Annotated in this window: 12 protein-coding genes; 5 read left to right on the top strand and 7 right to left on the bottom strand. The window is 60.9% G+C overall.

From position 1 onward, the window contains the following. Positions 1-48 precede the first annotated feature (48 nt). A complete protein-coding gene (locus tag HX815_RS11055) occupies positions 49-426 on the top strand; it encodes a fe2+ zn2+ uptake regulation protein (RefSeq protein WP_177028199.1) in 378 nt (125 codons plus the stop codon). Between the two features lies 1 nt (position 427). On the opposite strand, the gene HX815_RS11050 is transcribed toward HX815_RS11055, so the two are convergent. Next, entirely contained in the window at positions 428-622 is a 195-nt protein-coding gene (locus HX815_RS11050) for a hypothetical protein (protein WP_003207574.1), read from the bottom strand. 173 nt (positions 623-795) lie between these two features. Here HX815_RS11050 and HX815_RS11045 point away from each other — a divergent pair, with 173 nt between their 5' ends. Continuing rightward, entirely contained in the window at positions 796-933 is a 138-nt protein-coding gene (locus tag HX815_RS11045) for a hypothetical protein (RefSeq protein ID WP_003207572.1), read from the top strand. Positions 934-1,246: 313 nt separating this feature from the next. Next, a complete protein-coding gene (locus HX815_RS11040) occupies positions 1,247-4,609 on the top strand; it encodes a membrane-targeted effector domain-containing toxin (protein ID WP_256351085.1) in 3,363 nt (1,120 codons plus the stop codon). 47 nt (positions 4,610-4,656) lie between these two features. On the opposite strand, the gene HX815_RS11035 is transcribed toward HX815_RS11040, so the two are convergent. Genes HX815_RS11035 through HX815_RS11015 form a run of 5 tightly spaced genes read right to left on the bottom strand, consistent with a single transcriptional unit; the run spans position 4,657 to position 9,084 of the window. After that, positions 4,657-5,409, bottom strand: coding sequence for an ABC transporter permease (locus tag HX815_RS11035; protein WP_172834573.1), 753 nt, complete (start codon positions 5,407-5,409; stop codon positions 4,657-4,659). Positions 5,410-5,423: 14 nt separating this feature from the next. Then, the gene (locus HX815_RS11030) at positions 5,424-6,623 is read right to left on the bottom strand and encodes an ABC transporter substrate-binding protein (RefSeq protein WP_010171568.1); all 1,200 of its coding nucleotides are present in this window, start codon (positions 6,621-6,623) and stop codon (positions 5,424-5,426) included. Beyond that, positions 6,610-7,413, bottom strand: coding sequence for an ABC transporter ATP-binding protein (locus HX815_RS11025; RefSeq protein WP_003207565.1), 804 nt, complete (start codon positions 7,411-7,413; stop codon positions 6,610-6,612). The genes HX815_RS11030 and HX815_RS11025 overlap by 14 nt, the downstream gene beginning before the upstream one ends. Further along, the gene (locus HX815_RS11020; RefSeq protein ID WP_003207563.1) at positions 7,410-8,471 is read right to left on the bottom strand and encodes an acyl-CoA dehydrogenase family protein; all 1,062 of its coding nucleotides are present in this window, start codon (positions 8,469-8,471) and stop codon (positions 7,410-7,412) included. Before HX815_RS11020 ends, HX815_RS11025 begins: the two co-directional genes overlap by 4 nt. A gap of 52 nt (positions 8,472-8,523) precedes the next feature. Then, positions 8,524-9,084, bottom strand: a complete 561-nt coding sequence (locus HX815_RS11015; RefSeq protein WP_003207562.1) for a carboxymuconolactone decarboxylase family protein — start codon at positions 9,082-9,084, stop codon at positions 8,524-8,526. A gap of 102 nt (positions 9,085-9,186) precedes the next feature. On the opposite strand from HX815_RS11015, the gene HX815_RS11010 reads away from it, so the two are divergent. Continuing rightward, positions 9,187-10,092: an AraC family transcriptional regulator gene (locus HX815_RS11010; RefSeq protein ID WP_087692364.1), complete on the top strand. Its 906-nt coding sequence runs from the start codon at positions 9,187-9,189 to the stop codon at positions 10,090-10,092. Here the strand turns inward: HX815_RS11010 and HX815_RS11005 are convergent. Then, positions 10,083-11,000, bottom strand: a complete 918-nt coding sequence (locus HX815_RS11005) for a LysR family transcriptional regulator (protein ID WP_177028197.1) — start codon at positions 10,998-11,000, stop codon at positions 10,083-10,085. The genes HX815_RS11010 and HX815_RS11005 overlap by 10 nt on opposite strands. 118 nt (positions 11,001-11,118) lie before the next feature. Here HX815_RS11005 and HX815_RS11000 point away from each other — a divergent pair, with 118 nt between their 5' ends. Further along, a complete protein-coding gene (locus tag HX815_RS11000) occupies positions 11,119-12,114 on the top strand; it encodes an aldo/keto reductase (protein WP_177028196.1) in 996 nt (331 codons plus the stop codon). The last annotated feature ends 114 nt before the right edge of the window (positions 12,115-12,228 follow it).

The raw sequence follows: 12,228 nt of genomic DNA, 5'->3' as shown, positions 1-12,228 counted from the left end.
TAAGAGCGCCATCATTTTCCTGATCAGGCTCTGATAAGGAGTTTCTGCATGTACAACTCGCAACTGCCCACGGAAGGACACTCACCCATGCATGACGGAGGTTTTGCCACCGGCAACCAGGCGTTCGGCAAGGCGCCGGAACATGGCAACCAGCGTATTCGTCATTTGCTCAAATGCTTTGGCCTGCGCACCAGCCTGATCCGGCTGAAGGTCATCGACGCCCTGCTGACCGCCGCCGACAACCAGCGCACCCTCGGCGTGCGCGGCGTGCACAGCCATTTGCTGGAGCTGGGCATCCCGTTGTCGTTTCTAAGCGTGCGCGAGGTGCTCAAGCGCCTGTGCACCGAAGGCGTGATCATCCTGAACGCCGACAAGAGCTACAGCCTGCACGAGCAGGCTGCCAAAGTCCTGGAAGGCCGGGCCTGACTCAAAGGTTGGGCTTGACCTTGCGACGCATCACACCGTTGATCACCACCACGGTTACCGCTACCGCAATCGCGATGTACTGGAACGTCTTTTCGCTGATGACCCCGTTGTTCTGCAAGTAGGACAGGCCAAACATCGTCCCCAGCACCAGCAGGGAGATCAGAATCGAGTATTTCAAACGTTGCTTTTGGGTCATGACGGGTTCCTGAAGCTAAAAAATTGTGTCCACTTTGTATCGACTACCACACCAAGCACATACCTGTTAGCGGGGATGGATTGGGGTCGGCGGGGTCTCATGTTACAGGCGATGAAAAACTTTGGCTTGCCCAACGCCTGATTGAACCTGAGAGCACCCTAGAGGATTTTGAAATGCTTCGTCGAATCACACTGCTGATTCCCTTGCTGATCATGTTGAGCATGAGCGGCTGCATTATTTTCCCCCACGGCGGCGGCGGTTGGCATGACCATCGCTACAGCGAAGGCGGACCGGGGTATTACCATCGCTGATCGGTCATCCGTACATTTTCTGACATCTTGAACACTTTACAGGCGGAGCCATTCCCCCTGCTTCCGACACTCAGCAAGAGCGTCCAGGAAGCAGGGAGGTTTTCCTGAAAGGCGCATTCCTGAATGAGCGTGCCTAAAGGTGTTCACGATGATAGTCAGCAACTCGGTTCCTTCCTCCACTGCATACCCACCACCGCCCCCTCCTCCGATACCACTCCCCGATATACCGTCATACCCCGATGAAATATTGCAAAGCGCAACGGACATTCCGGACCCCGCGGCTGACACACCGCCCCCCAATGGCCCGAAAGCCTTGGAGACCGCGCTGGCTGACCGAAAAAACTGGCAGGCACTGGCGCAGCAGCTCACTCATGTCGCCACGTTGGCAGGACCGAACGCGCCGTTTCTGGTGGTGCGATCTGCGCTGGGAAGCACGCTGACGGACCTCGCGCCCAACTCTTCTTACCCCCCAAATAGTGCTAACGCCGTGAGTCTTGCAAACTTTCTCAAGGCTATGGGCCTGCCCGAGCCAACCACCCATGATGAGCTGATGACCCTGGCGCGCACATCGCTGACACGTTCCCACCCCCATCCATGGGGAAATCTGGGCGGCGCCTTGTCCTGGCCCCTGCCCTTGAGCACACCTCAGCAGAACGAACTGCTCACCGCCGCCAGAGAACATGCCGCTGGCGCTCCGGATGTTCAGCAAGCAAGCCAGCAGCGGGGGCTCCTGGAGTTTCTGAACGGTAACCTGCCGCTCTCCAGCGACGCCTCGAGCGATCCGGCCAAAACGCTGGAAGCCCTCATCCGTTCCCCCCGAGGCCAGGCGCTGGGAGAGGCCTTGCAGACCAACCTGGAGAGCATTCCGACTGATAGCAGTGTGAATGATCACGTACTGGCGGCCATCAACCTCGATCTGGATCAGGAATCCATCACCCAACCGCATCGCAACAAAGTGGCCGGATTCGACCTGTCACATAAACAATATTGGGGCAAACCCACCTCGGCGATCGTCGCCGGCCTGCGCGAGCACTTGAGTGATACCGGCAAAACCTCACCTGCCAACGCCTCGCTGGGTACGCATCTGCTGTTGATGCGGGCGGCGCCGCAGTTGCTGATCAAGGATATTCCCGACAGCGTGGTCTACGGCAGCCTGGCCTGGGCCAACCTGTGCATCGCGGCGGCCGCCATCGAAGCCAGGTCCCCTGGCAGCGTAGCGAACATGAGTTTTGCCGAAGTGATGATCGCCGCCGACTCAAGTGGGCCCGCGCCCGAAGCTGCCCAAACTGCGGCATTGTTGGACTGGGCCGTGGTCAATGGGGTGCTTGAGGCGAAAGACGACACGCTTTACGAAAAACCAGACATTGATACCGCCATGGACGCGTTCAACTATCAATTGGGCAAGCTGAAACACGCCTCCGGCTTGCTTGACACCCCGATGCCCAGCCGCAAGCAGATGGCGCTGGACCTGCTCAAGGAAAAATTTGGCGAAGGCGTCCCCTTTGAAGAGAAGGTGTTGCTCAAGCCCAACAAAACCGCCAACAAGACGATCCCCACTCGCGGCCCTTATTCCATGCTGGACCTGACCATGCAAGGCGAGAAAATAACGGCATCAGACTGGGAGCTCAAACCTGGAACGCATGGCGTCGATCTTGATGCCTTCGCCGCCTTTACCCATGGCCCCGGCTTTAAAGTCCCCGACACCTTTGACAAAGCCATCAGCCAGACCATAAGCGACTATAAAACCGTCAAGAAATATTCCATCTTGAATGCCCTCGCCAACCTTCCACCGGAGGACAAAGAAAACTTGCGGTTAGGAAAGCTGAACTTCTACAAAGAAAAATCCTACAGAGTCAGCTGGACACCATTCGCGGGAGAAACCCTCTTCCATACAAGCAAAAAAATACTGGTCACCACAAAACACCAGAACAAGCCGTCCACCTATGAGTTCGATACCGAAAAAGGCAGCATCAGGAAAGTCAGCAACGCAATTATCACTCGCCAGGACCAGAAGATCGCCAACGAAGTAACCCGAATAGAAGAGCTCTCCACCTTCGATGCCAAGCGCGACTATATAAAGCAAGAGAACCCGCTCGAGGGATCCAATCCCAACCTGTTCAGGAATTTCCGGGCGGAGTACCTTGCGGATTCAATCGTCGAGGGGCTCGATCTGGAAACCTTCAGGCAACAAGCGGCCGGAAGTACGCCGGATGAGCATAGAAGGACGGTCGCCAGCACCATCGGCAACTTTTTTCTCGACCTTGTTCCGCTCAGGTCGGCCATCGTCAACTTCAGTAATGGCAACTATAAAGATGGGTTCTCTGACCTGGCATTTGATGTGTTCGGCTTTCTCACGGCAGGTGCAGGCGTCGCCGCGAAGGTCGGAAAAACCCTGAGCACTGCCAGCAGCGCGGCCAGCAAAGCCCTCAAGCTGAGCAAGATTTTCGGGGTTACCGCACTCTCGGAACTCAATCCGCTGAGCGGACTTGGCGACCTGGTAGTCGGCGCGGGAAAACTCGCCATCGACGGCGCAAACGCAGCCACCCAGGGCTTGAAAACGCTCAAGGGTACAGCGAGCAACAGCGAGCTTGCCGCCGCCGGCACTCGATATGACGCAGCCGCTACCGGCTCATTCCAGATGGGCGAGCAGACGGTCGAGGGCAGCGCGGTGCAGATCAAGGGCAAGTGGTACGCTTTCGACGCACAAAAGCACCAGCCGTACGGCAGCCCCCTGCAAGCGTTCAGTAGCGCTGATACGCTGGAGCCCTCCCCCAACGCCTATGCCTCTTCGAGCAAGAGCACTCACCGGTTTAACCCGATAAACACTGTCAACCGCCCACCTCGAATCAGGAAGCCGTTACCCGAGGGCCAATACGTGGAAAGTTTGAAAGGCAGGCTCGAATCATCCCATTTCAAATCCGACACACGCCAGGCAACGCTGGATAAGTTTCGGGTGGAAATGGAGGATTATTACGATGCGATAAAAGACGGAGGCCTTCCGCCGCGCCCTACAATCCCCGATGTTCCCGTACCGATCCCCGCAGCCGATCTGATCACAAAGGCATTGAAAGCATCAAACGGCGTGGTGTTTGGAGAGTCTCACTCGCAGATGGCCAGCTTTAAAATGCTGTTCGACAACGTCGATACGCTAAAAAACCAGGGTGTAAAAAAAGTCTACTTCGAAGGGTATATCGACTACATCGGTGGCCCCGTTGATGATGGAATCGGAATGCTCGGAAACAGCAACACTCGCCGCACGAATCCAACACTGGAGCAACTCAAGAAAAAATTTGAAGACAATGGAATAGAGCTTTTACCCCTCGATCACTATTATCTGACGCGACATAGATACGACAAATCCCGTGATCGCACCCGCACTGGCGTCAACTCTGAAAAGCGGCTCAAGGAGTTCAACTACTACGCTGCGGAAACCATCCAGGCAAACTCGGGCACCGAAAAGTGGGTCGCGTTAGTGGGGAGCGCGCACATGAACACCTCCGAAGGTGTTCCGGGCCTGGCGGAACTGACGGAAAGCATCGGCATCGGGGTTTTTGACAACAGGAACATGACCCACAGCAGCATCGGGCTTAAAGCAAAAAACCCTGCGCCAGACCCGAACCGGCCATTACAGCCCAACGATATTCCAGGCGACCTGCGCATCTACGTGAAACCCTGAGCACATCGCAAAGGCCCGGAAAGCCTCCGAGCCTTTGCATGAGGTGTTCACCCTCCATGCACCCAGCGCTGATGCAACCAGCGCGCAAACGCATCCAGGGCAAAGCCCAACAGACCGATCAGCAGCACCATCGCCATCAGCTCGGAATAGGCTAGCCGGTCACGGGTGTCGAGGATGTAGTAACCCAGCCCGGCACTGACCCCGAGCATCTCGCACGGCACCAGCACGATCCACAGGATCCCGATGGCCAGGCGCACGCCGGTCAGCACGTGCCCCATCACCCCGGGAATAATCACCCGGCGCAAGGTTTCCCAGCGCGTGGCGCTCAGGCTCTTGCTCAGTTGCAACCAGCGCGGATCGAGCTGACGCACACCCGCCGCCGTATTCAGCAGAATCGGCCACACCGCTGCGAACGCCAGCAGGAAGTAGATCGGCTGGTCGCCCACGCCCATCAACATCACCACGATGGGCATCCACGACAGCGGCGAGATCATCCGCAGAAACTGGAACGCCGGCGTGGTCGCCGCCTCCAGCTTGCGCGAACTACCCACCAGCAAGCCCAGCGGTACACCAATCAGCAATGCCAGGAACAGCCCGACGAAGATCCGCTTGAGGCTCACGGCTATGTTCAGGTACAGCTCGCTGCGGCCCAGCAACTCCCACAGGCTGGCGAGGGTCGCCGACAGCGAAAACCGCGCAGACAAACCGTCCGCGCTGCCAAAGACCTTCACCCCCAGCCACCAGAGCAACAACAACCCCGCCAACCCGCTCAAGCCAAGCAACCAGCCCGGCAACCCCAAGGTTTTGCCGTTGTTCAAACGCCAATCTCCTCGTTTCGCTCAAAGCCCTCAGGCAAGCCGAAGGTCTTCATGCCGCCCACCGCCGCGATCGCATTGCGCACGAAGCGGTCGTCCACCAGGTCCTTGGCGACAAACGCGGGGTCCAGGTCGGCGAGGAATTTCTTGTCGCCCTCGATGAGCGTGTCTTTCAGGCGGCGTACCAGCTCCTCGGTGTAGCTGGGGAATGGATACGGCTGGAAGTCGATGCGATGCTCATCCCAGTTGGCGTGCTGGATCGCGCCGTCAGCCAGGTAAGCCGCACGGTCGCTGGCAGCCGGCGCCAGGACTTTGCGCAGCACCGGTTCGGCATGCGGGGTGTAGCGGTTCTCGCCGTCCTTGGACAGCAGCTTCACCGCCTCTTCACGGTTGTCACGGGTCCAGACCTGGGCCTTGACGATCGCATTCACCACCTTCTGCGACCATTCCGGGCGGTTGGTCAGGTCGTGCTCGTGCATGAACACCACGCAGCACGCATGGTTGCGCCACACATCGCCGGTAAAGCGCTGTACACGGCCCACGTTGAGGTTTTCCGCCAGGGCGTTGAATGGCTCGGCGACGATGTAGCCGTCGATGCGCTTGCTGGCCAGGGCCGGCGGCATGTCCGAGGGCGGCAACACGATCAGGTTGACCTCGTTGGCGGCAATCGCACTGCCGGCGGCACGGGCCACCGGGGTCAGGCCGTTGTCGCGGAACAACTGCTGCACCACCACGTTGTGAATCGAGTACCAGAACGGAATCGCCACCGACTTGCCGCCCAGTTGCTTCACGTCGGTAATGCCCGGCGACACGGTCAAGCCCGAGCCACCCACATGGTTCCAGGCCACGACCTTGGCCGGGACCTTGCTGCCATACCGCGCCCATACGGTCATCGGCGACAGCAGGTGAATCACGTTGACCTGCCCGGAAATGAACGCCTCGATCACCTGGGCCCAACTGCGCAGCAGCACCGGGCGCTCGGCCTTGATGCCTTCGGCCTCGAACAGGCCATTGTTGTGGGCCACCAGCAACGGCGTGGCGTCGGTGATCGGCAAATAGCCGATGCGTACCGGTGCGTCCGGCTCACTGGCCGCCCGGGCCTGCAAGCTGCTCAGCAGTGGCAAGGCTCCGGCGGCACTGAGCACGGCCGAGAGTTTGAGAAAGTCACGGCGCGAGTGAGTGAGGTCATCCAGACACATGGCAAGGCTCCAGCAGTTCAGGGGGTTGGGGGTCAGTGCGGCTCGCCCGCCGTAGGGTTTTGAGAATCTCGATGCGCAGGGTGCCGATGGCTTCCACCTGTTCTTCCCGCGGTTGCGGCAAGTCGATGCGCCATTCGCCGAGGGTCCGCGCCGGGCGGTTACCCAGTAGCAGAATCCGGTCGGACAACAGCAGCGCTTCGTCGATATCGTGGGTGATCAGCACCGCCGCCGAACCTTGCTCGCGATTGACCTTGAGCAGCAGGTGCTGCATGTCGGCACGGGTCACTTCATCCAGGGCACCGAAGGGCTCGTCCAGCAGCAATACCTGCGGCTGGCGTGCCAGGCAACGCGCCAGCGCCGTGCGCTGGGCCATGCCGCCGGACAGCGCCGCCGGGAATTGCTGGCGGGCGTGTTCCAGGCCTACGGCGTGGATCGCATGGTCGACCCGGCTGCGACGTTCTTCAGGGCTGAGGTGCGGCTGGCGGGCAAAGTCCAGGCCGAAGGCGACGTTCTTTTCCAGGCTCAGCCACGGCAGCAGGCTGGGGTCCTGGAACGCCACCGCCACCCGCGGGTGCGGGCCATTCAACGGCTCGCCCAACAGGCGGATGCTGCCGCCCTGGGGCGCTTGCAAACCGGCGAGCACCCGCAGCAGGCTGGACTTGCCAACGCCGCTGGGGCCGAGGATCGACACCACTTCGCCGGGCTGCAATTGCAGGTCGAAACCTTCCAGCACCGAATTGCCCGCATAGCCCAGGCAAATTCCCTGGGCGTGCAATACCGCCTGGCTCATAGGTTGGCCTGACGGTTCAACTCGGTGCGCAACTGCACCAGGCTCGGGGTCACGATCGGCACAAATGCCGACTCGCGCCAGCGCCGGGCAAAACCGCTGCCGTGGGCCGTCAGGTAGGCCTTGCCGCCGCTGGCTTGCAGCTCCAGTTGCACAGCGCTGGCAGCGATTTCCGCGAGCGCGATGCGCAGGCGGAACAACGGTACCGGCTCAGTGCCGAAGCGGCCGGCCAGCAGGCCTTTCTTCAGGTCGTTGACCGCCTGCTCCAGGGAGGTACGCAACACTTCCAGCTCTTCACGCAATACGGTGCGGCTGGAGCCCAGGTGATTGGCCACCTCCGCCAGCGAGCGCCGCGCCAGGCCGATGGACATGCCGCATTGCAAGCCCAGAAACGCCGGGCGCACGGCCGGCAGGAACTTGCGTGCATCCTCATGCAACAACCAGTCGCGGCTCAGCTCCACGGCTTCAAAGCCGAGGGCCGCGGTATTGCTCGATTGCAGGCCCAGCAGCTCCAGGTCGCGGGAACGTTGCAGGCCGGACACCGAGTCCGGGATCGCCAGGATAAACGGCGCGCCGCCCTGGGCATGCTCGATGGCGGCAGCCACCACAAACCCGTTCTTGCGCAGGTTGGTCACCCAGTGCAGGCGGCCATTGAGATTCCAGCCGTCGTCGGTCGGCTCGGCGCTGATTTGCAGCGACTCGATGCCAGACAAAAACTTCATCGCGTTGGACAGCCCGGTCGCCCCGGCCAGCTTGCCGCTCAGCAGGTCCGGCAGCAGTTGCTCGCGCAGGCGCTGGTTCGGGCTTTGCAGCAGGTATTCGATAAACGAGCGTTGGCCCCAGCACACAAACGCCGACGCCAGGGAATGGCTAGCTACGTCGGCGATAGCTTCCACCGCGCCGGTGACATCGCCGCCCAGGCCACCGAGGTCCTTGGGCACACCGATACGTAATACATTGGCCTCTGCCAGCCGTGGCAGCACTTCCTGCGGATCGCAACTGCCCACATCCAGGGCCTGCGCTTGAACATCGAGCCAACGGCTCAAGATTGGGTCAAGCATTCATGTTTCTCCTTGTTGCAGCATGTTTACCATCGCGAACGCTTGCGCGCCTTCAGCTAGCCGGTTTTTCCCAACGGTATTGCGCCAGTTCCGGGTTCAACGGGGTACGGGCAAACACGTTGGCGAAGTTGCACAGGGTGGCCAGGCTCACACCCAGAATAACCTCAAGGGCATGACCGTCGGTGTAGCCTGCCTCACGGAACGCGGTGTAGCCGGCGTCGCTGACATCACCGCGGGTGGCGATCACTTCACGGGTGAACGCTGCCAGTGTCTCATAACGCTCGTTGGGCAGTTCACCGCGCTGGCGCAGGGCGTCGATCACGTCTTCCGGCAGCTTGGCCTTGTTGCGCGCTACGGCAGTGTGCCCGGCGACGCAGAAATCGCAACCGTGATTGGTGGCGGCAATCAGTTGCACCACTTCGCGGTCGGCCAGGCTCAGGTCAGACTTGGCGTTCAGGCCCGACACGGTGATGTAGGTTTCCAGGGCTGCCGGGGCGTTGGCCAGCACCGCCAACAGATTGGGGATGAACCCGGAACCCTTCAGGGCATTTTCCAGAAAGGGCTTGGCCGCCTCAGGAGCGGTTTCCAGGGTTAGCATCGGTACGCGGGACATGGAGTGGTCTCCTCATGGATTCGTGTACCAAGTCTGTTGGTTATAAAAAATCCGCTCAATAGTCTAAAGTAGCGATTACTTGCTCTAGAGTCTTTCCGTTAGATGAATTCGTCCAGTTCACTCGTCGATTGGTTATTAGATAGCCTTGAACTCAACACCAGCCTGTTTCACGTCGGGCGTTACTGCGGCGACTGGCACGCCAGCACCCATGGCCTGGCAAGCGCGAGTTTTCATCTGGTGGTGCAAGGGCAGTGCTGGATGCACATCGACGGCGACTCGACCCCTTACCCATTGAACAACGGCGATGCAGTCTTCCTGCTGCGAGACCTGGCGTACCGCTTGTCCAGCGATGGCACCGCCACCGGCGCCCAGGAATGCCCGCGCAAACCGATGCTGCCACTGGACAGCCAAGCCAGTGACGGCGTGGGCCTGGTGTGCGGGTTCTTTCACTTCCAGTCCGGGCTGTCGGCGATGATTGTCGACACCCTGCCCGCCTGGATCATCCTGCGGGCCGGTGATCCATCGCTGACCGCCGCGCGCAACCTGTTCGAACTGATCCTGCAGGAATGCGAGCGCACGCCGGCGCCCTCGCCCGCCCTGCTGGAGCGCCTCTGCCACCTGCTGTTCCTGTATGTGCTGCGCCAACAGGTGCTGGACAACACCGATCTCGGCGGCCTGGCGGCGCTGGCTCGGCAACCGGCATTTGCCAACCTGCTGGAGCAGTTGATCGCACGCCCGGCCGAGCCCTGGACCCTGGAAAGCATGGCCGCCTGCACCGGCCTGTCGCGCTCGGCGTTCTTCAAGCGCTTCAATGAACTGTGCGGGCAGTCGCCGGGGCAAGTGCTGTTGATGATGCGCGTGCGCCACGCCTGCCAGCTGTTCAAGCAGGACCAGACGGTGGCGGACGTGTCCCTCGCCGTGGGTTATCAATCGGTGGCGGCGTTTACCCGGGCCTTCCATAAGGTCACCGGCTTCCAGCCCGGCGCCTACCGCAAGGCTCAAGGTTGACGCAGCAACCCATTGCCCGGCCGGGCACACAACTCCACCAGCCAATCGACAAACACCCGCACCCGTTGCGACAGCTGGCGATGCGGCGGGTACAGCGCCGTCAGCGGTAACCTGGGCGGCGGCTGATGCGCCAGCACCTCCACCAGCGTGCCCGCTTCCAACTGGCGAACGGCGTGGTAGTACGGCGTCTGTACCAGGCCGTAACCCGCCTCACAGGCCGCCAGGTAACCATCGGCACTGTTGACCGACACTTGCTTGGGCAGGTCGACCAAGCGGATGTCGCTGCCGATCTGAAACTCCAGGCCATAGCGTTTGCCGCTGGTGCTGGAGAAATACTCCACCACTTGATGGCCGGCCAACTCATCCAGCGTCGATGGTACGCCGAACTGCTGCAAGTAGCCGGGGCTGGCGCAGGTCACCTGATCCATCATCGCCAGCGGCCGGGCCACCAGCGACTCGTCCAGCGCCAGACCGCCGCGCAACACGCAATCCACGCCTTCGCGGATCAGGTCCACCGGGCGGTCATTGAGGCCGATTTCCAGATCGATCTGCGGGTAACGCGTGGTGAACTCGGGCATTGCCGGAATTACCAGGAAGCGCCCGATCCCCGACGGCATATCAATGCGCAACGTGCCGCGCGGGTTGCGCCGGCTGGTGGAGAACACCGCCTCGGTTTCCTCAAGGTCCGCCAACAGGCTCACGCAACGCTGGTAGTAAGCGGCGCCGTCCAGGGTCGGGCTGACCTGGCGCGTGGTGCGCTGCAACAGTTGCACCCCAAGGTGCGCCTCCAGTTGCTTGATCAGGATGGTCACCGAGGCACGCGGCAGTTGCAGGCTGTCGGCCGCCCTGGCAAAGCCGCCCAACTCGACAATCCGCACAAACACGCGCATGGCGTTGAAACGGTCCACTGGCTGGTTTCCTACCTGGATTATTTAGAATTTCATAATAGTGATAGTGGTTTTAGCCGGTTTATCCCGCTTTTGTCGAGGGCAACAATGGAGCCCTTCCCACACAGGAGCTGGACCCATGCACACACGTCAACTCGGCAAAAACGGCCCTCAGGTTTCCGCCATCGGCCTCGGCTGCATGGGCATGACCGATTTCTACACCACCGGCACCGACACCACTGAAGCCATATACACCCTGCGCCGCGCCCTGGAGCTGGGGATCAACCTGCTCGACACCGCCGACATGTACGGCCCCCACACCAACGAAGCGCTGATCGGCAAGGCCATCGCCGGCAGGCGCGACCAGGTGTTCCTCGCCAGCAAGTTCGGCATCGTGCGCGACCCGGCGAACCCGGCACTGCGTGGCGTCAACGGCCGCCCGGAATACATTCGCGAGGCCATCGACGGCACCTTGAAGCGCCTGGGCGTGGAAACCCTGGACCTGTATTACCAGCACCGCATCGACCCCGAAGTGGCGATTGAAGAAACCGTTGGCGCCATGGCCGAATTGGTCAAGCAAGGCAAGGTGCGTTATCTGGGCTTGAGTGAAGCGTCGGCGGCTACCCTGGAGCGCGCCCACAAGGTGCATCCCATCAGCGCCCTGCAAAGCGAATATTCGTTATGGAGCCGCGACCAGGAAGACAACGGTTGCCTCGCGGCGTGCCAACGCCTGGGAATCGCGTTTGTGCCCTACAGCCCACTGGGCCGAGGCTTCCTGACCGGCGCGCTGAAAAGCCCGGATGACTTTGCGGCGGATGACTATCGCCGGTTCAGCCCGCGTTTCCAGGGTGAAAACTTTGCGAAGAACCTGCTGCTGGTGAAACAGGTACAAGCCCTGGCTGCCGACAAGGGCGTGACCGCCGGGCAACTGGCGTTGGCCTGGGTGCTGGCGCAAGGGGATTACCTGATCCCGATCCCGGGGACCAAGCAACGCAAATACCTGGAAGAGAACGTCGCGGCATTGGAGGTCAAGCTGAGCCCGACCGAGTTGGCGGCGCTGGAGGCCATCTTCCCGGCCAACGCCACAGCCGGGCTGCGCTACCCGGAAGCGGTCATGCAGATGCTGGACAAATAATCCTGCCACGCTGGATCGGGGCTGGCTCGCCAGCTCCGCTCCTTGAATCCCTGCCCTGGTTTTTCTTGCACGATAGTGCCTCAAGCTCGCCCGTCCCAAGCCGATAGCCCTTCG

This window comes from Pseudomonas sp. E6002, from assembly GCF_013385565.1.
Lineage (GTDB): Bacteria > Pseudomonadota > Gammaproteobacteria > Pseudomonadales > Pseudomonadaceae > Aquipseudomonas.
The sequence above is the reverse complement of the archived record's forward strand: the minus strand, read 5'-3'. Positions and strand labels throughout refer to the sequence as shown.